The organism is Microbacterium sp. LMX7-1.2 (genome assembly GCF_040675935.1).
In the GTDB taxonomy this organism is placed as follows: domain Bacteria; phylum Actinomycetota; class Actinomycetes; order Actinomycetales; family Microbacteriaceae; genus Microbacterium.
In genome coordinates this window covers 3,377,433-3,398,619 of record NZ_JBEGIL010000001.1, presented here as the reverse complement: position 1 = coordinate 3,398,619, position 21,187 = coordinate 3,377,433, and the positions used below count along the sequence as shown (strand labels likewise).

Annotated in this window: 23 protein-coding genes; 2 read left to right on the top strand and 21 right to left on the bottom strand. The window is 69.7% G+C overall.

What is annotated here, in order from left to right; genetic code table 11:
• Positions 1-7: 7 nt before the first annotated feature.
• The 14 genes from MRBLMX7_RS16690 to infC all read right to left on the bottom strand — a co-directional run bounded on the left by MRBLMX7_RS16690 (position 8) and on the right by infC (position 13,821).
• Entirely contained in the window at positions 8-973 is a 966-nt protein-coding gene (locus MRBLMX7_RS16690) for an NAD-dependent epimerase/dehydratase family protein (protein WP_363370195.1), read from the bottom strand.
• Positions 974-1,112: 139 nt separating this feature from the next.
• Positions 1,113-3,617: a phenylalanine--tRNA ligase subunit beta gene (gene pheT, locus MRBLMX7_RS16685; RefSeq protein ID WP_363370193.1), complete on the bottom strand. Its 2,505-nt coding sequence runs from the start codon at positions 3,615-3,617 to the stop codon at positions 1,113-1,115.
• Entirely contained in the window at positions 3,617-4,657 is a 1,041-nt protein-coding gene (pheS, locus tag MRBLMX7_RS16680; RefSeq protein WP_363370191.1) for a phenylalanine--tRNA ligase subunit alpha, read from the bottom strand. Before pheS ends, pheT begins: the two co-directional genes overlap by 1 nt.
• 60 nt (positions 4,658-4,717) lie before the next feature.
• Complete coding sequence (locus MRBLMX7_RS16675) at positions 4,718-5,629, bottom strand: amino acid ABC transporter permease (protein ID WP_363370189.1); 912 nt, start codon at positions 5,627-5,629, stop codon at positions 4,718-4,720.
• Complete coding sequence (locus tag MRBLMX7_RS16670; RefSeq protein WP_363370187.1) at positions 5,626-6,273, bottom strand: amino acid ABC transporter permease; 648 nt, start codon at positions 6,271-6,273, stop codon at positions 5,626-5,628. The genes MRBLMX7_RS16675 and MRBLMX7_RS16670 overlap by 4 nt, the downstream gene beginning before the upstream one ends.
• Positions 6,274-6,351: 78 nt before the next feature.
• Positions 6,352-7,269 carry a glutamate ABC transporter substrate-binding protein gene (locus MRBLMX7_RS16665; RefSeq protein WP_363370185.1) on the bottom strand — a complete coding sequence of 306 codons (918 nt, stop codon included), beginning with the start codon at positions 7,267-7,269 and terminating at the stop codon, positions 6,352-6,354.
• Between the two features lie 79 nt (positions 7,270-7,348).
• Positions 7,349-8,095 (bottom strand): amino acid ABC transporter ATP-binding protein, encoded by a 747-nt coding sequence (locus MRBLMX7_RS16660; protein ID WP_050722964.1) that lies wholly within the window; start codon positions 8,093-8,095, stop codon positions 7,349-7,351.
• Positions 8,096-8,463: 368 nt separating this feature from the next.
• Positions 8,464-9,441, bottom strand: a complete 978-nt coding sequence (locus MRBLMX7_RS16655; protein ID WP_363370183.1) for a TAXI family TRAP transporter solute-binding subunit — start codon at positions 9,439-9,441, stop codon at positions 8,464-8,466.
• Positions 9,442-9,449: 8 nt separating this feature from the next.
• Entirely contained in the window at positions 9,450-10,826 is a 1,377-nt protein-coding gene (locus MRBLMX7_RS16650; protein ID WP_363370181.1) for a sensor histidine kinase, read from the bottom strand.
• Between the two features lie 7 nt (positions 10,827-10,833).
• Positions 10,834-11,502, bottom strand: a complete 669-nt coding sequence (locus MRBLMX7_RS16645; RefSeq protein WP_363370180.1) for a response regulator transcription factor — start codon at positions 11,500-11,502, stop codon at positions 10,834-10,836.
• Between the two features lie 77 nt (positions 11,503-11,579).
• Positions 11,580-12,392, bottom strand: a complete 813-nt coding sequence (locus MRBLMX7_RS16640) for a TrmH family RNA methyltransferase (protein ID WP_363370178.1) — start codon at positions 12,390-12,392, stop codon at positions 11,580-11,582.
• 103 nt (positions 12,393-12,495) lie between these two features.
• Positions 12,496-12,882 carry a 50S ribosomal protein L20 gene (gene rplT / locus MRBLMX7_RS16635; RefSeq protein ID WP_045252681.1) on the bottom strand — a complete coding sequence of 129 codons (387 nt, stop codon included), beginning with the start codon at positions 12,880-12,882 and terminating at the stop codon, positions 12,496-12,498.
• Between the two features lie 33 nt (positions 12,883-12,915).
• Positions 12,916-13,110: a 50S ribosomal protein L35 gene (gene rpmI / locus MRBLMX7_RS16630; protein WP_025105280.1), complete on the bottom strand. Its 195-nt coding sequence runs from the start codon at positions 13,108-13,110 to the stop codon at positions 12,916-12,918.
• Between the two features lie 72 nt (positions 13,111-13,182).
• On the bottom strand, positions 13,183-13,821 hold the full coding sequence (gene infC, locus MRBLMX7_RS16625) for a translation initiation factor IF-3 (protein ID WP_363370978.1): 639 nt from the start codon (positions 13,819-13,821) through the stop codon (positions 13,183-13,185).
• Positions 13,822-14,053: 232 nt separating this feature from the next.
• Between infC and MRBLMX7_RS16620 the strand changes: the two genes are divergently transcribed.
• On the top strand, positions 14,054-14,452 hold the full coding sequence (locus MRBLMX7_RS16620) for a DUF1844 domain-containing protein (protein ID WP_050722843.1): 399 nt from the start codon (positions 14,054-14,056) through the stop codon (positions 14,450-14,452).
• A gap of 114 nt (positions 14,453-14,566) precedes the next feature.
• On the opposite strand, the gene MRBLMX7_RS16615 is transcribed toward MRBLMX7_RS16620, so the two are convergent.
• The 4 genes from MRBLMX7_RS16615 to priA all read right to left on the bottom strand — a co-directional run bounded on the left by MRBLMX7_RS16615 (position 14,567) and on the right by priA (position 16,807).
• The gene (locus tag MRBLMX7_RS16615) at positions 14,567-14,968 is read right to left on the bottom strand and encodes a hypothetical protein (RefSeq protein WP_363370176.1); all 402 of its coding nucleotides are present in this window, start codon (positions 14,966-14,968) and stop codon (positions 14,567-14,569) included.
• A 21-nt stretch (positions 14,969-14,989) separates the two neighbouring features.
• Positions 14,990-15,163: a YegP family protein gene (locus MRBLMX7_RS16610; RefSeq protein ID WP_363370174.1), complete on the bottom strand. Its 174-nt coding sequence runs from the start codon at positions 15,161-15,163 to the stop codon at positions 14,990-14,992.
• Between the two features lie 101 nt (positions 15,164-15,264).
• Positions 15,265-16,077, bottom strand: a complete 813-nt coding sequence (locus MRBLMX7_RS16605; RefSeq protein WP_363370172.1) for an SseB family protein — start codon at positions 16,075-16,077, stop codon at positions 15,265-15,267.
• Complete coding sequence (priA, locus tag MRBLMX7_RS16600; RefSeq protein WP_363370170.1) at positions 16,061-16,807, bottom strand: bifunctional 1-(5-phosphoribosyl)-5-((5-phosphoribosylamino)methylideneamino)imidazole-4-carboxamide isomerase/phosphoribosylanthranilate isomerase PriA; 747 nt, start codon at positions 16,805-16,807, stop codon at positions 16,061-16,063. The genes MRBLMX7_RS16605 and priA overlap by 17 nt, the downstream gene beginning before the upstream one ends.
• Positions 16,808-16,962: 155 nt before the next feature.
• On the opposite strand from priA, the gene MRBLMX7_RS16595 reads away from it, so the two are divergent.
• Positions 16,963-18,801: a MinD/ParA family ATP-binding protein gene (locus MRBLMX7_RS16595; protein ID WP_363370168.1), complete on the top strand. Its 1,839-nt coding sequence runs from the start codon at positions 16,963-16,965 to the stop codon at positions 18,799-18,801.
• 36 nt (positions 18,802-18,837) lie between these two features.
• On the opposite strand, the gene hisH is transcribed toward MRBLMX7_RS16595, so the two are convergent.
• Genes hisH through MRBLMX7_RS16580 form a run of 3 tightly spaced genes read right to left on the bottom strand, consistent with a single transcriptional unit; the run spans position 18,838 to position 21,184 of the window.
• Positions 18,838-19,479, bottom strand: a complete 642-nt coding sequence (gene hisH, locus MRBLMX7_RS16590) for an imidazole glycerol phosphate synthase subunit HisH (protein ID WP_363370166.1) — start codon at positions 19,477-19,479, stop codon at positions 18,838-18,840.
• A complete protein-coding gene (gene hisB, locus MRBLMX7_RS16585) occupies positions 19,476-20,093 on the bottom strand; it encodes an imidazoleglycerol-phosphate dehydratase HisB (RefSeq protein WP_363370164.1) in 618 nt (205 codons plus the stop codon). The genes hisH and hisB overlap by 4 nt, the downstream gene beginning before the upstream one ends.
• Positions 20,090-21,184, bottom strand: coding sequence for a histidinol-phosphate transaminase (locus MRBLMX7_RS16580; RefSeq protein WP_363370162.1), 1,095 nt, complete (start codon positions 21,182-21,184; stop codon positions 20,090-20,092). The genes hisB and MRBLMX7_RS16580 overlap by 4 nt, the downstream gene beginning before the upstream one ends.
• Positions 21,185-21,187: the final 3 nt, after the last annotated feature.

Here is a 21,187-nt window from a genome sequence, read left to right as displayed (position 1 = left end):
GCGCGTATCAGTCGAGCAGCTTGAGCAGCTCGAGCTCGTCGTCGCGCGTCAGGCCCGCACGTCGCGGGCGGTCGACGCCGCGCTCGTTCTCGTCGGCGATGACGCGAGCGATCGTCTCGTCCAGGTCCCTGAGCTCGCCCCCGGCGGCTCTGTACCGGTCGTTCGACCGGGACATGAATCCCGTCATCTCGGCGGGGAGCCACAGCGGCAGCGACCGGTCGCCCATCCAGTACTCCACGTCGTGGGCGAGCAGCCAGTCGTCACCGGCGGTCCGGGTGTCGCCGCGGTGCGCTGCGGCCGTCCGCACCCGCTCGATCACGTCGCCGAGCGGATGCCGGTCGCCGATCGCGTTCACCGCGCCCGTCGCCGAGGTCGACACGATGAAGTCGGCGAGGTCATCGACGTCGATCACCTGCGTCAGGCGATCGTGTGTCTCCGGCAGCAGGATCGTCCCGTCGCCGTCGCGGAGGAAGGCGGCAGCCCAGTAGCCGAACCGGTCGCTGGGGTCGCCGTCTCCGACGATCAGCCCAGGACGCACGACCAGTGCGCGATCGCCGAGGGTGTTCACGGCCATCTCGGCGGCGACCTTCTCCGCGCCGTAGTCGTACCCGTCGCCGGGCCGCGCCGCCGCGAGCAGAGGCGCCGTCTCGTCGGCATCCGGGGTGGCGTCGTCGGCGTAGACGGACATCGACGACACATACGTCCACCGCCCGGCGCGGTCGCCGAGCGCCTCGACGGCCGCGCGCACGTGATCGGCCCGGGACGAGACATCGACCACGTGGTCCCAGTCGCGCGCGGCGACGAGGTCGAACACGTCAGCGGCGTCGCGGTCGCCGATCATCAGCGACGCCCCCTCGGGAGCAGGACGCCCGCCGCGGGCGAGGCACGTCACGGTCGCGCCTGAGAGCAGCCAGCGCTGCGCGATGCGGCCCGAGAGCCAGCCCGTTCCGCCGAGGATCAGCACATCCGTCATGAGCCCATGTCACCAGCATCCGCCGACGAGCGGAAGGGGCCTCCGCTCACAGCGGATCCGGTTCCCTCTGCCTTCCGGTCGCAGTTCGTGCCGCATCGGCGCCCCTCGGACGGCACGAACTGCGACCGGAGAAGCAGGATCAGTCGCGGATGACGGCGCCGAAGCGCTCCGCGGCAACCGCGACGCCCGCGAGCTTGGCCTCCGTGGCCTCCGCGGCGGTGAGGGTGCGATCCTCGGCGCGGAAGCGCAGCGCGAACGTCAGGCTCTTGGAGCCCTCAGCCACGCCTTCGCCGCGGTAGTCGTCGACCAGGCGCACCGACTCGAGCAGCGTGCCCGCCCCCTCGGTCAGGGCAGCGCTCACGTCGCCCGCGGGGACATCGGCGCCCACGACGAGCGAGACGTCCTGCGTCGCCGCCGGGAAGGTCGACAGCGACGCGGCGATCGGCTTCTCTCCCGCGAGGGCCAGGATGCCGTCGAGGTCGAGCTCGACCACGGTGGCCCGACCCGGCAGATCCGCGTCGGCCGCGACATCCGGGTGGAGCTCGCCCACATAGCCGACCTCGACGTCGCCGACCGTGAGCACACCGGTGCGTCCGGGGTGCAGCGCGGCGCGCTGAGACTGGGCGACGTCGATCGTGACGCCGGCGGCCTCACCGATCACGCGCACAGCGTCAAGAGCCTCACCCAGACCCGCCGCCTCCGCAGCACGACCAGGCTGGCGCGCCACCACGTTGCCCGTGAGAAGCACCGCCACGTGGCGGTGCTGCGGCGGGATCGAGGCGTTCAGCGCGGCGAGCGTCTCGTCGGAGGGACGGATGCCCAGGGGCGGGACCTCGGCTGTGCCGTACTCGACGCCGGGCTCGGGCAGGAAGACGACACCGGTCTCGAACAGAGCGAGGTCGGTCAGGCCGCGCGAGATGTTCCGGTGCGCGATCTGGAGCAGACCGGGCACGAGCGAACGACGCAGGAAGGGGGCTGCGCCGTCGAGCGCGTTCGCCAGTCGGATGCTGGGCACGTGCTCCCCCGAGGGCGAGCCGTGCAGGTCGTTCTGCGCGTCGGTCGTGAACGGGAACGACGGCGTCTCGACGAATCCTGCCGCGGCGAGGGCGTTCGCGACACGGCGACGCCCCTGCTGCAGGACCGTGAGACCACGACCCGAGGGCGGGGTCGGCAGCACAGAGGGGATGCGGTCGAGCCCGTGGATGCGGGCGACCTCCTCCGCGAGGGACCACTTGTCGGTGAGGTCGGGCCGCCAGGTCGGGGGGATGACGGTCCAACCGGCCTCGGAGTCCGTGACCTCAGCGCCGATCGTCGTGAGCGCACCGGTGATCTCGGCATCCGTGTAGTCGACGCCGATGAGGCCCTGCACGAAACCGGCGGGGAGCTCGATCTCGGCCACGAAGACCTCGGCGAACAGCGCGCCGCCCTCGTCGGTGAGCGTTCCGCCCGCGAGCTCGACCATGAGGTCGGCCGCGCGGCGGGCCGCGACGAACGGCACGAGCGGGTCGACGCCGCGCTCGAAGCGCTTGGACGCCTCGCTCGGCAGCTTGTGCCGGCGGGCTGTGCGGGCGATCGTGATCGGGTCGAAGGTCGCGGCCTCGATCAGCACGTTCGCTGTCGTCTCACTCATCTCGGTCGTGCCGCCGCCCATGACGCCGGCGAGGCCGATCGGACCGGACTCGTCCGTGATCAGGAGATCCTCGACGTGGAGCGTGCGCTCCTGCCCGTCGAGCGTCGTCATCTTCTCGCCGGGAGTCGCACGGCGCACCGTGATGCCGCCCGCGAGCTTGTCGAGGTCGTAGCCGTGCAGCGGCTGGCCGATCTCGAGCATGACGTAGTTCGTGATGTCGATCAGCACGCCCAGCGAGCGCACGCCCGCGAGCGACAGACGCGCGATCATCCACGGCGGGGTCGGGCGCGAGGGATCCACGCCGCGCACGACGCGGGTGACGAACTCGCTCGCGCCGACCTTGCCGCGCACGGGAGCGGTGTCGTCGACGATCGCGGTGTGGCCGGCGCCCGGCTGCAGCTCGGCGAAGTCGCGCTCGGCGGGGTCGCGGAACTCCGCCCCCGTCGCGTGCGAGTACTCGCGGGCGATGCCGCGCACCGAGAACGCGTAGCCGCGGTCGGGGGTGACGTTCACATCGACGGCGACGTCGTCGAGGCCGAGCAGGGCGATCGCATCGGTGCCGACCGGCGCGTCGAGGCCGAGGTCGGAGAGCACGACGATGCCGTTGTGCTCGTCGCCGAGACCGAGTTCACGCGCCGAGGCGATCATGCCGTCGGACACGTGCCCGTAGGTCTTGCGCGCCGCGATCGGGAACGGCCCGGGCAGCACGGCCCCGGGCAGCGTCACCACGACCTTGTCACCGGCCGTGAAGTTGTGCGCGCCGCAGACGATGCCGCGCACGCCGCCGTGCTCCTCGCCCACGTCGACCTGGCACCAGTTGATGGTCTTGCCGTTCGACTGGGGCTCCGGCTCGAGCGAGACGACCTGACCGACGACGATCGGACCCTGGAGCTCGAAGCGGTGGACGTCCTCCTCCTCGAACCCGACGGACACCATCGCCGCGAGGACGTCCTCGGGCGTCGCATCCGCTGCCACATCGACGTATTCACGCAACCACGAGAGCGGGACGCGCATCACACCACCATCCCGTACTGCTCGCTGAAGCGGACATCGCCCTCGGCCATGTCGCGCATGTCCTGCACGTCGCTGCGGAACATCAGTGCCCGCTCGACGCCCATCCCGAACGCGAAGCCGCTGTACACGTCGGGGTCGATCCCGGCCGCGCGCAGCACGTTCGGGTTCACCATGCCGCATCCGCCCCACTCGATCCAGCGCGCGCCGCCCTTGAAGGTCGGGTGCCACAGGTCGAGCTCGGCGGAGGGCTCGGTGAAGGGGAAGAAGTTCGTGCGGAAGCGCGTCTTGGCCTCCGGTCCGAAGAGCTGACGCGCGACGTGGTCGAGCGTGCCCTTGAGGTGGGCCATCGAGATGCCCTTGTCGATCACGAGGCCCTCGAACTGCGTGAACACCGGCAGGTGCGTCGCATCGAACTCGTCGGTGCGGTACACGCGGCCGGGGCACAGCACGTAGATGGGCACCTCGCGGTCGAGCATCGAGCGCACCTGCACGGGGCTCGTGTGCGTGCGCATCACGAGGTGGCGCGAGGCGGGGTCGACGTAGAACGTGTCCTGCTCCTGGCGGGCCGGGTGGTCGACGTCGAAGTTCAGGGCGTCGAAGTTGAACCACTCGTGCTCGAGCTCCGGCCCTTCCGCGATCTCCCACCCCATGCCGACGAAGATGTCGGAGATCTGCTCGCTGAGCAGGGTGAGCGGATGCCGCGCGCCGACACGCGTGCGCGAGGGCACGGCCGTGATGTCCACGCGCTCGGATTCCAGCCGGGCGGCCACCTCGGCGGCGGCGAGCTCGGACTCCTTTGCCGCCAGCGCCTGGGTCACACGTCCGCGTCCCTGACCGACGAGCTTGCCGAACGCCGCCTTGTTCTCTGGGGCGACCTGACGCATCGAGGCGTTCAGGACCGCGAGCGGCGACCCCTCCGCGACGTGCGCCGCACGGGCGGCTTTCAACTCGGCGGTGTCAGCGGCTGCGGAGATGGCGTCGAGCGCCGCCGCGACCGCGGCGTCGACCGCATCCGGGGTGATTTCGAGAGACTCAGACACGAGAGTCGAGTCTACCGGCGCGCGGTGACGCGCTCAGAACAGCAGCGCGTCACCGCGTCGTCACCGGAACGTCGAATCGGACGGCGCGGAATCCCGCTGCGTCGCGATGACCTGCGTGAGCGTGGCTTCGTCGTCGGCGGCGACATTCCCTGCGGCAGCGGCCTGCGCAGGTGAACGCTTCACGCGCTTCTGCAGACGGAAAGCGACGTACGAGAGGAGGAGGCAGACGGCCACGTACATCGACCCGCCGATGATAGCGGAGGGGATCAGCGGCGAGCCGTATGGCGCCTGGTTGCCGATCTGGTTGATGACGTAGAGGAGCTCCTGGTAGGTGATGATGAACCCGAGGGCGGTGTCCTTGAGCGCGACGACGAGCTGAGCGATGATGACCGGCATCATCGCGCGGACGGCCTGCGGCAGCAGGATGAGGCGCATGACCCCGGTCTTGCGGAGACCGATGGCGTAGCCGGCCTCCTTCTGGCCGCGAGGCAGCGACTCGACCCCGGCGCGGAACACCTCGGCGAGCACCGATCCGTTGTACACGATCAGCGCGATCACGACCGCCCAGTATGGCGGCATCCGCACACCGATCACCGGAAGGCCGTAGTAGAGCAGCATCATCAGAATGAGGACGGGGATCGCACGGAAGACCTCGATGATCCACCGGACGGGCTCCCTGACCCAGGCATGCTCCGATAGCCGGCCGACACCCAGGAGGAAGCCGAGAGCGAGAGACCCGACGCCGGCGACGGCGAACGCAGCCAGAGTGCTCAGCAGGCCCTCGCCGAATCGCACCCACACGGCAGAGAAGGTGAAGATGTTCCACTTCGCCGCGGAGAACTGCCCGGTGGCGAAGAGTCTCCAGACGACCCAGCCGAGCACCGCGAGCACGACGAGCACGGTGACCACGCCGATGATCCGGTTGCGGACGACGGCGCGGGGGCCCGGGACGTCGAAAAGAACGGAGCTCATCGCACGATCCTCCACTTGTTCTCGAGTCTGTTCTGCACCCAGCTGAGCACCAGCACGAGCACGATGAAGATGACCATGACCCAGAGCAGCACGGCCAGGGCGCTCTCACCGCGCTCGCTGAGAGCCGCTCGGATCGTGCCGAGGTTGACCACGGAGAAGCCGGCGGCGACCGTGGTGTTCTTCATGAGAGCGATCAGGACGCTCATCATCGGCGGGACGACAGACCTCGTCGCCTGGGGCAGCACGACGTATCGCATGACCTGACCGAAGTTCAGGCCGATCGCCCGCGCGGCCTCGGCCTGGCCGACCGGCACGGTGTTGATACCGGCGCGCAGCGCCTCCGCAACGTACGTGGCGGTGTAGATGCCGAGCGCGAGTACCGCGAGCAGCAGCGAGTTCACGCGCTCGCCGAGCAGGATCGGCAGACAGAACGCGAAGAAGAACATGACGAGTGTCAGCGGGGTGTTGCGGATCCAGTTGACGTACACGCCGCCGACGGCACGAGCGATCGGCACCGGGGAGACCCTCGCCGCCCCGACGATGAGTCCGAGGACCAGGGCGATCAGTCCCCCACCCAGGAACAGGACGATGGTTCCCCACAGCGCCTCTCCCCAGAGGTCGAGGTGGTCGGTGATGACTCCCACTGCTGCTCCTGACGATTCGGGTTCTCGGGTGAATCTGCTGATGAGGGGCGGCCGACTGTGCCGGCCGCCCCGTCGTTATCAGCCGACCGGGTCGACCTCGGGCTGGGTGGCCTTGACACCGGAGGCGCCGAGGTTGTTGTCGAAGATCTGCTGCCAGATGTCTCCGCCGTCGGTCAGCTGCGTGTTGAAGTACTCGACCAGCGCGTCATCGCCCTTGGCGACTCCGATGCCGTAGCGCTCCTCGCTGAAGGGCTCGCCGACCACCTTGAGGTTGTCGGGGTCCTGTGCTGCGTAACCGATGAGGATCGCCTCATCGGTCGTGACGGCGTCGACCTGGCCGTTCTTGAGGTCCTCGACGCACTTCGAGTACGTGTCGTACTCCTTGGTCGGGACATCGGGGTAGTTCGTCTTGATGTTCTGGATCGGCGTGGAGCCGGTCGCCGAGCAGACGGTGGTCGACGAGCTGAGGTCGTCGACGCTCTCGATGTCGCTGTCGGCCGCGACCAGGAGACCCTGACCCGTGACGAAGTACGGACCGGCGAAGGAGATCTGCTCCTTGCGCTTGTCAGTGATCGAGTAGGTGCCGACGTAGTAATCGATGTCGCCGTTGACGATGGCCTGCTCGCGGTTGGCGGAGGCGATCGCCTGGAACTCGATCTTCTCCGGGTCGACTCCGAGCGATGCGGCCATCCAGCGCGCGATATCGACGTCGAATCCGGTGCGCTCGCCCGTTACGGGGTCGAGGTAGCCGAGGCCGGGCTGGTCTTCCTTGACGCCGACCTTGACCGTGCCGGACGAGGAGATCCGGTCGAAGGTCGGGCTGCCGTCGATGCTGACGTCCGTGAGGACGGTCCAGGGAGTGCTGCTGGACGAGTCGCCCTCGTCGCCGCCCTCCGGCGCTCCGGTGCTGGACGGCGTGCCGCTGTTGCAGGCCGTCAGGGCGAGCAGTGCTGCGGCTGCGATACCAATTCCTGCCAGTGTCCGTGTGCGTCGCATGTGCGTCTCCTTCGTGTGCTGTGTGTGCAGGGTCTGTGAGGTGTGCGGGGCTGACGTGTGCGGCGTCAGCGCATGGGGCTCAGTGCGTGAGGAGCTTCGAGAGGAAGTCCTTCGCGCGGTCGCTCTTCGGGTTGGTGAAGAACTCCTCGGGCTTCGCCTCTTCCACGATCTGCCCGTCGGCCATGAAGACGACGCGATCGGCCGCCTTGCGGGCGAAGCCCATCTCGTGCGTCACGACGATCATCGTCATGCCCTCCTGGGCGAGTTCGACCATGACGTCGAGGACCTCGTTGATCATCTCCGGGTCGAGCGCGCTCGTCGGCTCGTCGAAGAGCATGACCTTGGGGTGCATCGCGAGGGCACGGGCGATCGCGACACGCTGCTGCTGACCGCCCGACAGCTGCGCGGGGAGCTTCGAGGCCTGCTTCGCGACGCCGACACGCTCGAGCAGCGCCATGGCCTCCTTCTCGGCATCAGCCTTCTTGAGGCCGCGGACCTTGATGGGCCCGAGCGTCACGTTCTCGAGGATCGTGAGATGCGCGAAGAGGTTGAACGACTGGAAGACCATCCCGACGTCCGCGCGCAGCGTGGCGAGCCCCTTGCCTTCGGCGGGGAGCGCCTTGCCGTCGATGCTGATCGTGCCGCTCGTGATGGTCTCGAGGCGGTTGATCGTGCGGCAGAGCGTCGACTTGCCCGAACCGGAGGGGCCGATCACCACGACGACCTCGCCGGCGTTGACCGTGAGATCGATGTCGGTGAGCGCCTGGAAGTCGCCGTAGTGCTTCTGCACGTTGTCGACGACGACGAGCGGCTTATCAGAGGTCATCATTTCTCCAAACTAGTCACGTCGATGACGCGTCTCCAGGCGGGTTCGTCGAGATTTACACGTTCGTAATCCCGTGATCGAGCCGTGTCCGCCCGAGCACCGGAGTGCCCCCCGGTCCGCCCCCGCAGACCGAGGGGGCGTCCCTGCCGCCTCGTTCCTCCCCCACGGAGAACGGAACGGCAAGCCTCCGATCGGATGCGATCGCGAGGTGATCCGAAGGGATGCCGAGACCCGGGCCTGCAGGGTAGGCACGGGCGTACTGGCATCTGAATTCTCCGTCGAATCATGCGCGATCGACCCCAGATTGTCAGAGCGTGATGCCTCGGTGAGAACTTCTTGAGGATTTCTTGAGATCGCCGACCGGCATTTCAGTCGCGCTGACTGCGGAAGTACGCGACCGCTCCCGGATGCAGGGGCACCGGCCCCGTGAAGATGGCCTGTGTGCGGTCGAGGAACGCCGCCACCGGAACGTCATGGGCGATCGAGGTGCGAGCTCCGAACAGTGCGTCGAGCACGTCACGCACCACGCCATCCGGGGTGTCCGCCGCGGTGACGAGGTAGTTCGGCACCGCGAGGGTCGGCTCCGATTCGGCGATCCCGTAGAGCCCCACCGGCAGGTCCGCCTGCCGGTAGGCGTGCGAGTAGCGCTCGTTGACGTCGGCGACCCACGCCTGCTCGATCGGCAGGAGCCGCACCGGGGTCGTGCGCGCGAGCTCGGCGATGCCGGGGGTCGGGATGCCCCCGACCCAGAAGAAGCCGTCGATCGTCGAGTCCTCGAGCGCGCGGATGGAGTCCCCGAGCCCGAGCTGCGGGTCGTCGATCGACGCGACGTCGACGTCCGCCGCGTCCAGCACGCGCGAGGCGATCACGTTGACCCCGGAGTTCTCCGCGCCCAGCGACACCGTACGTCCTGTGAGGTCGGCGAGCTCGTCGATGTCGGAGTCCTCCCGCACCACCACGTGCAGGTACTCGTCGTAGAGCCGTGCGACGGCCTGCACGGGCAGCGGCTCCGCGAACGCACCGACCCCGGCGACGGCATCCGCTGCCGCGTCGCCCTGCGCGAATCCGAGCAGGGACTCCCCCGATGCCACGCGCAGCAGGTTGTCGACCGATCCCGCGGTCTGCTCCGCCGACACGTCGAGGTCGAACCGCGCCGAGAGCTCCTCCGCGAGTCGGGTGCCGTACGCGAAGTACACGCCGTCCGGCCCGCCGCCGGCGATCGAGCTCGGCTCCGCACCCCAGCCGTCCGATCGTCCGCCGCAGCCGGTCGCCAGAGCGGCCGTCACGAGCACGAGCGCCGCCGCGACGAGCCGACGCGTCGTCCGGAGCCGCCGCCCATTCCGCATCCCGCGCCTCACGCGATCGTCCCCGCTGGCAGCAGGAGCGTGACGAGCAGACCCCCGCCGTCCGGGGCATCCACGACGAGCTCTCCGTCCACCGTCGCGAGCAGGTCGGTCGCGATCGCCAGTCCCAGCCCGGAGCCGGGCGTCTCGCCGTTCCCGTCGCTGCGCCAGAAACGATCGGTCGCGTACGCCGCCTGCTCGACCGTGAGGCCGGGACCGTCGTCCCGCACCGAGAGCCGGCAGATCTCGCCGTCACGGAGCGCGGCGACCTCGACCGTCGAACCCGCCGGCGAGTACTTCACGGCGTTGTCGATGACCGCGTCCAGCGCGCTCTCGACGATCGTGCGGTCGGTCACGCTCAGCACGGCATCCGACGTGGCCGCAGAGATGCGGATGCCGCGCTGCGCGGCCACGTCCCGCCACGCATCCACCCGACGCCCCGCGAGCGTCGCGAGGTCGACCGCCGAGATCGTGGTGTCGAGCCGGCCGCCGCGGGCGAGACCGAGAAGGGTCTCGAGGATGCGGGTCATGCGGCGTCCCTCCTCGCGCGTCTCCTCCACGTCGTCGGCCCACTCGTCGTCGAGACCCGTCGCGAGATGCTCGACGCGCAGCAGCAGTGCGTTGAGCGGGTTGCGGAGCTCGTGAGAGGCGTTCAGAGCGAACTCCTGCTGCCGGGTCATGACCCTCTCGATCTCGTCGGCCATGCCGTTGAAAACCCGGGTCATGCGGCGCAGCTCGGGCGGTCCGGTGTCCTCGGCGACACGCGCATCCATCTCGCCGCGCTCGATCGCCACCATGGCCTCGTCGAGCCGGCGCACCGGCGCGAGCACCCAGCGAGCGAGCTGGCGGACGAGGAGGATGCCGAGCGCGACCGACAGCACGGCGACGAGCGACAGCACGACGATCTGCTGGATGATCTCGGCCCGCGGCGCCGAGGTGTCCTCCGACACCATGACCGCGCCGATCACGTCTCCGTCATCGAACACCGGCTCCACGAGCGAGGAGTCGGCGACGCTCCACGGGAACACCGGCTCGGGGGCCTCCGCGCGGCGGCCGGACAGCGCGAGACCCACCCGCGCCGCCTCGTCGTCCGTGAGCACGTCTCCGTCGGCATCGCCGGCCGCCCACTCGCCGCCCGAGAGGTCGAACACGACGACGTCGATCCCGTACACCTCGTGGAACCGCTGCACCTCGGCGTCGATCACCGCGGCGCTCCCCGATCGCAGTGCCTGCCTCGCGCTGGTCACGAAATAGGCGAGGTCGCCGAGCTGCTCGGTGTAGAACGCCTGCTGGATGCTGCGCGTCGCGCTCCACGTCGTCGCGCCGCCGAGCGTCAGGAGTATCGCGATCAGAGGCACGAGGAAGACGACCACGAGGCGTCTGCGCATGCGTCGCTCACCCCGCCAACCGGTAGCCGACGCCGCGCACGGTCTCGATGAGCCGCCGCTGCCCGGCCTTCTTGCGGATCGCGCCCACGTGCACCTCGAGCGAGTGACCGAAACCCCGCCAATCGGTGTTCCACACCTCGCGGATGAGACGCTCCTTCGGCACCGCCACGCCGGGGTAGCGCGCCAGCACCGCGACGATGTCGAACTCCTTGCGGGTGAGCTCGAGAAGGGCCCGGTCGACCACGACCTGGCGTGCCACGAGGTCGATCTGCACGGCGCCGTCGTCTATCTGCACGATCGCCTCGGTCACGGGCTGCACCGGGCGTGACCGCCGCGTGACGGCCTCGATCCGGGCGAGCAGCTCGTGCACGTCGTAGGGCTTGACCACGAAGTCGTCGGCGCCGGCTCGCAGCCCCTTGATGCGCTCGGTGACCTGGTTGCGCGCCGTGACGATCACGATCGGGACCTCCGAGCGGCCGCGGATGCGTCGGCACAGGTCGATGCCGTCGACGTCGGGCAGACCGAGATCCAGCAGCACGACCTCGGTGTCGGCGCCCACCATCTCGAGCGCGGATGCGCCGTCCGAGGCTCGCGCGGTCGCGTACCCGGACCGCGCGAGGAACGCGTCGAGGGCGGCGGCGACGCGCTCGTCGTCCTCCACGATCAGAATCCGCATCGACCCCGGTCCCCTTCTCCGCTCGGGCAGGGGGACAGATTATCAGTCGGGGGTCGTCGCGCCCGACCGCGAACGGCTCAGGTGAGCGCCGCGGCGCGCTGTGCGAAGGCGCTCTCGTACAGGCACACGCTCGCGGCCGTCGCGAGGTTGAGGGACTCCGCCCGTCCGAAGATCGGCAGCCGGAGCACCCTGTCGGCGCGGTCGAGCGCCTCGTCCTCCAGACCCCGCGCCTCGTTGCCGAACAGCCACGCCGTCGGCTCCGCCAGCATCCCCTCGGCGCGCGCGTCGAGCAGGTCGTCGCCCTTCACATCGGCGGCGAGGATGCGGAGGCCTGAGGCGTGCGCCCGCTCCACGACGTCTGCGAGGTCGGCGTTCACCGACACCGGGAGGTGGAACAGGGATCCGGTCGTCGCCCGGACGACCTTGGGGTTGTACGGGTCGACCGTGTTGCCGGTGAGCACGACGGCATCGGCTCCCGCGGCATCGGCCGCCCGAATGATCGTGCCGAGGTTGCCCGGGTCGCGGATCTCCTCGCAGATCGCCACGAGACGGGGAGCGGCTGCGAAGATGTCGCGGACGGAGGTGGGCGTCTGGCGCACGACCGCGACCAGCCCCTGCGGTGTGACCGTGTCGGCCATCGCGTTGAGGACGTACTCGGTGACGTGCTCGACGTCGACGCCGGCATCCGTCGCCTTCGACCGGATGTCGGGATGCTTGTCCCAGCCGCTCGGAGTCGCGAACAGCTCGACGATGGCCTCGGGACTGTAGGTGAGCGCCTCGCGCACCGCCTGAGGGCCTTCGAGCAGGTACAGGCCCGTCTCGGTGCGCGCGCTGCGCTTCGTCAGCTTCGCGACGGCACGGACTCGGGGGGACCGGGGGTTCTCCAGCACGATCCCAGTCTAGGGACCCTGGCGCCCTCTCCCGCGGATAACAGCAGGAGAACGACAGAGGACGCCCTCCCGAAGGAGAGCGTCCTCTGTGGTGACGTGCTGCTTACGCGGCCGACTTCGGCGCGTTGACGTCGGAAGGCAGAGCCTTCTTGGCCGTCTCGACGAGCGTCGTGAACGTCGCCGCGTCGTTGACCGCGAGGTCGGCGAGCATGCGACGGTCGACCGTGACACCCGCGAGGCCGAGGCCCTGGATGAAGCGGTTGTACGTGATGCCGTTCTGGCGTGCAGCAGCGTTGATGCGCTGGATCCAGAGGCGACGGAAGTCACCCTTGCGCTTGCGACGGTCCCGGTACGAGTAGACCAGGGAGTGGATGACCTGCTCCTTGGCCTTGCGGTAGAGGCGCGAACGCTGACCGCGGTAGCCGGATGCGCGCTCGAGGATGACGCGGCGCTTCTTGTGGGCGTTTACCGCCCGCTTGACTCTTGCCATTTTCCTGTGTTCCTATTCGTGCGTTCGGGCGCGTCAGCGGCCGAGAAGCTTCTTGGCGACCTTGAAGTCGGCCTTCGCGAGCACCTGGTCCTGGTTCAGACGACGGGTGCGACGGCTCGACTTGTGCTCGAGGTTGTGGCGCATCCCGGCCTGCTGCTTCTTCAGCTTGCCGCTGCCGGTGATCTTGAAGCGCTTCTTAGCACCCGAGTGGGTCTTCTGCTTCGGCATCTTCTCTTCCTTCGTAATGCGCCTTCTCAGGCGACGGTGTCAACCCGCTGTGCGGGAAGTAGGGGGCGGTCGTCACTCCGCCGCGGCTGCGGCCGGGGCGTCGGACTCGTGCTTGGCATCGCGCGCGGCCCGCTTCTTCGCGTCGCGGACGGCGTTCTGCTCCTGCTTGGCCTCGGACTTGCTCTTGAGCGGGGCCACGATCATGACCATGTTGCGGCCGTCGATGGTCGGGTTCGACTCGACGGTTCCGAGTTCGGCGACGTCCTCCGCGAACTTGCGGAGCAGACGCACGCCCTGCTCGGGACGCGACTGCTCACGGCCGCGGAACAGGATCATGGCCTTGACCTTGTCGCCGGCCTTGAGGAAGCCCTCGGCGCGCTTGAGCTTGGTCGTGTAGTCGTGCGCCTCGATCTTCAGACGGAAGCGCACCTCCTTCAGGACGGTGTTCGCCTGGTTGCGGCGAGCTTCCTTCTCCTTCTGGTTGGCCTCGTACTTGAACTTGCCGTAGTCCATGATCTTGACCACGGGCGGCTTCGAGTTGGGGGCCACTTCGACGAGATCGAGGTCGGCTTCCTGCGCAAGGCGCAGCGCCGCCTCGATGCGGACGACGCCGATCTGCTCACCCGCGGGGCCGACGAGGCGGACCTCGGGGACGCGGATGCGCTCATTGGTGCGGGGATCGCTGATGCGGAACTCCTTAGACGATGGGATTCGGCCATCAGGATGCTGTCTGCATCCCGAGCGAATTCGGAATCGTCCCCCACCCGCCGGCAGTCAGATGCCGGCTTCGCACCCTGTCTGCCGGTTCGGTCTGACGACGCGATCCGGTGGAGTGCAAGACCCGGTAGCCTGGAACGGCAAGCGCGGGTGGGAAGTGAATCCTCTTTCGTGCCGGAGCATGACGCTCCGGAGCCCGACACAGTCTAACAGAAGGCAAGGCGAAGTGACGAACCAGGCATCCGACGAGACCGCACGCGAGCGCGAGGAGCGCTGGGCTCGGCAGGAGGAGGCCGCGTCATCGGCCACCCGCGACATCGCGGACGTCCCCGCTGTCGAGGTCATCACCACCGCGGCGGTGCACCTCATGAGCGCGGCCGCGGTCAAGCTCGGTCTCGCCGACGACCCGAACGCGGCCGCACAGATCGACCTCGACGAGGCTCGCAAGCTCATCAACGCACTCGCCGGCCTCATCACCGCGGGTGCACCCGAGATCAGCGACATGCACGCGCGGTCGCTGCGCGACGGCCTCCGCTCGCTGCAGCTCGCATTCCGCGAGACCTCCACGATCCCCGACCCGATCGGCAAGGGCCCCGGCGAGAAGTGGACCGGCCCGGTCACCTGACCCCGCCCCGGCTCTCGCGAGCGCCCCTACCCGGTCGTCGAGCGAGCGCCCCTACCCGGTCGTTCGCGAGCCCCCCTCCCCGGTCGTTGAGCGAGCGCAGCGAGACGAAACGCTCTACCGCTCCAGAACCACCGGCGGCGCCGTCGACGGTCCGCCGCACGGATCGGTGGAGTGCGTCCAGTCGATCGTCTCCTCGGTCTCGGAGAGCAGGATGCCGCCGTCGTCGTACACGCGCACGGTGATCTCCTCCGGCGCGTCGAAGCCGAACCCGAACGCCCAGGCGTCCCCGCGCTCCGGCACCGAGAGGTCGGTGCTCGGCGTCGGCTCCACCCCGGGATCCGGAGAGCACCCGGCGCCCGTGCACACCTGCAGGAACACGTCGGAGCCGTAGGCGGAGGCGTCGATCGTCACCGCATTGCTCCATCCGATCGCCGTGCAGGCACCGGGCGGGAACGAGCACCCGGCGAGCAGCGCGACGACTACAACCAGCAGCCCGACCGCGCTCACCCGCTTCATGCCGAGAGCTTAGCGAGCACCTCAGGTGAGGTCGACTGTCGGCGCGTTCGCGTTCTTCTTGACGGAGGCGATGCCTCCGAGCGCGCCGGCTTTGGTCGTGTACGCCTGCGAGGTGGCGATGATCTCGCCGTTCGCCGCCTTCAGCCGGAAGCGGAAGTGTCCCGAAGAGTCCTTGTAGATCTCGTACTTGCCCATTTCATCCTCCTATGGACGCGACTCTGCGTCCCTTGACGGCGATCGTGCAGCGATCTGACCGGAGTGGCAATATATTTGCGCGGACTGCGAGAGTCCGGCCGTCAGACGGAGCGGCGAAGCTTGACGGTCAGCGAGTCCGCGAGCACGGCGATGCGGTCGTCGGCGGCCCAGCGCTGCGCAAGCCGGGAGAGCACGGCATCCAACACCTCGCGCTCGAGTCCATCGACGAGTTCGAGGATCACGATCAGCTCGGGACCGCGCAGACGGGCGTCGGGATCGCCCGGAGCGACCGCGACATCGATCACGGCCAGCTCGTGCGCGACGCTCTCCTGCAGCGCGCGGACCACCTCGGGCGACAGGAAGCTCGGCTCCCACGCGTGCCCCTGGGCGACCGCCCAGACGGCCGGACGCCGGATCACGAACTCGGTCTCGGAGGTCGGGTCGAGCACGATCAGGTCGGTGTCCTCCGCGGAGGCCGACAGCGCGACACGCACGGCCTCGACCGGGATCGGCCGCGCCGCGGCATCCCATGCCTGCATCGTCTGCACGGAGGAGAACACCGGCTGCACACGACGCCCGTCGGGAGCGGCGACCGTCACGATCGACAGCTCCTGCGTCTTGTCGACCGCGAGGCCGCTGGGCGCCACGCCCTCCTCGCCCTTCTCGGCGATCAGAGGGACCAGGACCCTGGCTGCGCGAAAAGCGTCGACGACCTCGGCCTGCGAGCCCTCTCCCGATCGGAAGCGCAGCAGCGCAGCGAGCAGGGCCGGGTCGGCGGAGCCATCGTCGGCGGCGTGCGGATTCGTCTCGAAGCTGCGCCCCTCCCACGGGACGCCGGCGGAGTCGCCGTGGCCGTGCGCCGAATGATCGTGCGACTCGGGGCCGCACGCGTGGGCGTCAGTCTCCCGCGACATCCAGGGCCTCAGCGAGCGTGAACGCACCGGCGTACAGCGCCTTGCCGACGATCGCACCCTCGACGCCGAGCGGCACGAGGTCGCGAAGCGCCGCGATGTCGTCGAGGTTCGAGATGCCTCCGGAGGCCACGACAGGTTTGGGCGTGCGGGACGTCACCTCGCGCAGGAGCTCGAGGTTCGGGCCCTTGAGCGTGCCGTCCTTGGTGACGTCGGTCACGACGTAGCGGCTGCAGCCGGCGTCCTCGAGGCGCTCGAGCACCTCCCAGAGGTCGCCGCCCTCCTTGGTCCACCCGCGCGCGGCGAGCGTCGTGCCGCGCACGTCGAGACCGACCGCGATCGCCTCGCCGAAGCGGCTGATCACGTCGGCGGCCCACTCCGGGTTCTCGAGCGCCGCGGTGCCGAGGTTGATGCGCGCAGCCCCGCTCTCGAGAGCCGCCTCGAGAGTGGCGTCGTCACGGATGCCGCCGGACAGCTCGACGTTCACGTTCTTGAACTGCTTGATGACCTTGCGGAGGATCGGCGCGTTGCTGCCGCGCCCGAACGCCGCGTCGAGGTCGACGAGGTGGATCCACTTCGCCCCCTGCGACACCCACTCCCCTGCCGCGTCGAGCGGGTCGCCGTAGCTGGTCTCGGTGCCGGCCTCACCCTGCGTGAGCCGGACAGCCTTGCCGCCTGCGACGTCGACCGCGGGAAGCAGGGTGAGGGAAGGGGACTGCGCGAAGTCGTTCATGACGTCCTCAGGTGGGATCGGGAGCGCCGATTCGTCGGCACGAGAATCGACACTAGCCGCCGCATCCGTCCGCTCCAAATGAGCGTGACGCCGTGGGACGGATGCCACGCGGTAGCCTCGAAGACACGTGTATCCGGTCGACGAGGAGAAGGTCCATGACGCGCGACGGCGAAGCCTACGGCGGAGGCCCCCTGCGGCGGGGAAACACGAGCCCGCCCGAGACGCCCGACCTCGTCGAGCACGTGCCCCTCACTCCGCAGGACCAGGATGACGACGACTGGCCCACCATGCCGGGATACGCGGTATCCCGGACGCCACCCGCGGCGCAGACTGAGCAACCGGCGACTCCTCCGGCTCCGTCCGCGCCGTCGGCCCCGGGTGCGCCGGTGACCCCGACGGCTCCGCCGACGTCCGCTACCGCGCTGCCCGTCGCTCCTGTCCCCGGCACTGTGCCCGCTCCCACCACGCGTGCCGCTGCGGCTGCCGCCGCGGCGAACCGGCCCACCACCTCATCCGAGGTGACCGCGCCCGCTCCCGCCCCTGCGCAGGCGAGCCCGCAGACGCCGACGAGCCCACCCGGCCCGGCGACCACACCGTCGCCGAGCACGGCGAACACCCTGCCCGCCCCCGCGACGCCGCCCGTGCCCACCGCGATGCCCATCCCGCCGCAGGCCGCCGACCAGGGCACCGCGCCCGCGGCACGGCCCACCATGCCACCGGCATCCGGCGCGCCCTCGTCACCGGCGGCGACGGCAGCACCCCCTCAGCCGACCTCGCCGGCTCAGCCGGAACTCGTCGAGAAGGTTCCCGGGGCGCATCCGCCGCGGACCTCTGCTCCCTCGGCTACGTTCGCGCCAGCCGCATCGCCCGCGCCCGCCGCATCGCATACGCCGGCGGCTCCACATACGCCGGCCGCGCAGCATCCGCCTGCCGCACCGCAGGCACCCGCCACACCGCACGCGCCCGCCGCACCGCAGGCACCCGCCGCGCCGCACGCGCCCGCCGCACCGCAGGCACCTGCCGCACCAGCATCCGACCACCCCGCCGCATCCCGGCGCGAGCAGCGCGAGCAGGGTGTCGAGCGCCGTTCCTTCCTCCAGCAGGATCCGCGCGAGGATCCCGCCCGGCGCGGAGGACGCGGCTTCCTCAACAGACTCGGGTTCTCCCTGGGACCGAACGCGAGCGAACGCGCGCAGCGCGATGACGAGCATGCCGTGAGCCGCCACTGGCCGGGACCTCGCACCGTCGCAGTCGTCAACGGCAAGGGCGGAGCGGGGAAGACCCCGGCGACCGTGCTGCTGTCCGCGGTGTTCGCGCAGTACGGCGGCGCCGGGGTGCTCGCCTGGGACAACAACCAGACCCGGGGAACGCTCGGGTGGCGCACCGAGACCGGGGCGCACGACCGCACCCTCCTGGAACTGCTCCCCCAGACGCAGAGGCTGCTGGGCGCCCAAGGGCAGTCCGCCGACCTCGCGCACTTCGTGCACCACCAGCCGCAGGAGAAGTACGACGTGCTGCGGTCGAAGCCGATCCGGCTCGCGCACGAGAACAGGCTGAGTCCCGCGGACGTGGATGCGATCCACGCGGTCGCCGCGAAGTTCTACCGTCTCATCATCATCGACTCGGGCAACGACGAGTCCGACCCGATGTGGCTGCGCATGATCGATCACGCCGACCAGCTCGTCGTCGCCACGACGACCCGCGACGACCACGCCGAAGCAGGGGCACTGCTCCTGGAGGCTCTGGAGGACCGCGACGAGCGGTCGGCGCACCTCGCGCGCCAGGCCGTCGTCGTGGTGAGCCAGGCCGACCCCAAGGCCTCGTCCGCCGAGGTCGCCGAGGTCGTTGCCGGCTATCAGCCGCTCGCGCGGGAAGTCGTCCAGATCCCCTACGACCGGGAGATGGTCGACGGTCACCTTCGACTGCGCGCGCTCGCCTCGCCCACCCAGGAGGCGTGGCTGTCGGCCGCTGCGGCCGTCGCCCGCGGGTTCTGAGAGCGATCCGCTCAGCCGGGTGGCCGAACGGGCACGTCAGTCGCCGAGGGAGCCGATCCAGTTCCGGAGCAGCTGGATGCCGGCATCGCCGGACTTCTCCGGGTGGAACTGCGTGGCAGACAACGGGCCGTTCTCGACGGCGGCGAGGAACGGGTCGCCGTGCGTCGCCCACGTCAGGACCGGCTGCGGGAACGGCGGGATGACGTCGAGCTCCCACTTCTGGGCACCGTAGGAGTGCACGAAGTAGAAGCGCTCCTGCTCGATGCCGCGGAAGAGCACGGAGTCCGCGCCGGGTTCGACGGTGTTCCACCCCATGTGCGGGAGCACGGGCGCGTTCAGCTCGGTCACCGCCCCGGGCCATTCGCCGAGTCCCTCGGTGTCGTGGCCGCGCTCCACGCCGTGCGCGAAGAGGACCTGCATGCCGACGCAGATGCCGAGCACCGGACGTCCGCCGGCGAGACGGCGATCGATGATCTCGTCCCCTCCGTGGGCGCGCAGGGCGTCGCGCACGGCCTGGAAGGCGCCGACACCGGGCACGAGCAGGCCGTCGGCCTCGAGCGCCTCGGAGCGGTCGCGCGTGAGCACGGCATCCGCTCCGGCCGCGACGAGGGCCTTGACCGCCGAGTGCACGTTGCCGGACTCGTAGTCGAAGACGGCTACGCGGGGCGTCCGGCTCACAGCGCTCCCTTTGTCGAGGGGATGCCGTCGACCAGCGGGTCGAGAGCCTTGGCCTGACGGAACGCGCGCGCGAACGCCTTGTACTCGGCCTCCGCGATGTGGTGCGGGTCGCGGCCGCCGAGGACTCGGACGTGCACCGTGAGGCCGGCGTTGAACGCGAGAGCCTCGAACGTGTGCCGCACGAGCGCCCCCGTGAAGTGACCGCCGATCAGGTGGTGCTCGAAGCCGACGGGCTCGCCGGTGTGCACGAGGTACGGCCGTCCGGAGATGTCGACCACGGCCTGCGCGAGCGCCTCGTCGAGAGGCACGAGCGCGTCGCCGTAGCGGGCGATGCCCGACTTGTCGCCGAGCGCCTCGCGGATCGCCTGACCGAGCACGATCGAGATGTCCTCGACGGTGTGGTGGGCGTCGATGTGGGTGTCACCGGAGGCGCGCACCGTGAGGTCGGTCAGCGAGTGCTTCGCGAACGCCGTGAGCATGTGGTCGAAGAACGGCACCGAGGTGTCGATGCGACTCGCGCCCGTGCCGTCGAGGTTCAGCTCGAGCTCGACGGTCGACTCGGAGGTGCTGCGCACGCGGTTGGCGGTGCGCGGGGCCTGGGCGGTGCTGCTCATGATGCCGATCCTATCGATGCGAGGGCGTCCAGGAACGCGGTGGTCTCGGCTTCGGTGCCGGCTGTCACACGGAGGTGCCCGGGAAGCCCCACGTCGCGGATCAGCACTCCCCGGTCGTACAGCTCCTGCCAGACGCGCTTCGGATCGGCGACGCCGCCGAACAGCACGAAGTTCGACCACGACTCGTGCGGCGTGTAGCCGAGCGCCTCGAGCGTCGCCGAGATCCGATCACGCTGCTCGACGATCTCCGCGACCATGCCGAGCATCACGTCGGAGTTGCGCAGTGCCGCGATCGCCGCCGCCTGTGTGAGCGCGCTGAGGTGATAGGGCAACCGGACGAGTCGCAGGGCGTCGATGAACGCGGGGTCGGCGGCGAGGTAGCCGACACGCGCGCCGGCGAACGCGAAGGCCTTGCTCATGGTGCGCGAGACCGCCAGGCGCGGACGGCCGTCGAGCAGCGTGAGAGCGGAGGGCGCGTCGTGCGGTGCGAACTCCTGGTACGCCTCGTCGACGACGACGATGCCCCGCGAGGCCTCGTAGACCGCCTCGACGACGTCGAGCCCCAGCGGGGTGCCCGTCGGGTTGTTGGGCGCGCAGAGCAGGATGACGTCGGGATCGACCTCGGCGATCTGCGCGGCGGCCTCCTCGGGGGTGATCGTGTAGTCCGGCTGACGGGTGCCCGCGACCCAGCTCGCGCCGGTCCCCTTCGCGATCAACGGGTACATCGAGTAGGTGGGCGCGAAGCTGAACGCGGTGCGACCGGGCCCACCGAACGCCTGCAGGATGTGCTGCAGGACCTCGTTCGAACCGTTGCCGGCCCAGATCTGCGAGGCGTCGAGTCCGTGGCCGAGGTACTCCGCGAAACCTTCGCGGAGGGTCGTGAACTCGCGATCGGGATACCGGTTGACGTCGCGAAGCGCCACAGCGATGTCGTCGAGGATGTCGCTGGCGACCGCATCGGGCACGGGATGCGTGTTCTCGTTGACGTTCAGCGCGATGGGAAGCGGGGCCTGAGGCGCACCGTACGGGGTGAGACCTCGGAGATCGTCACGGAGCGGAAGGTCGGCGAGCGAAGCAGTCACCCTTCCCATGGT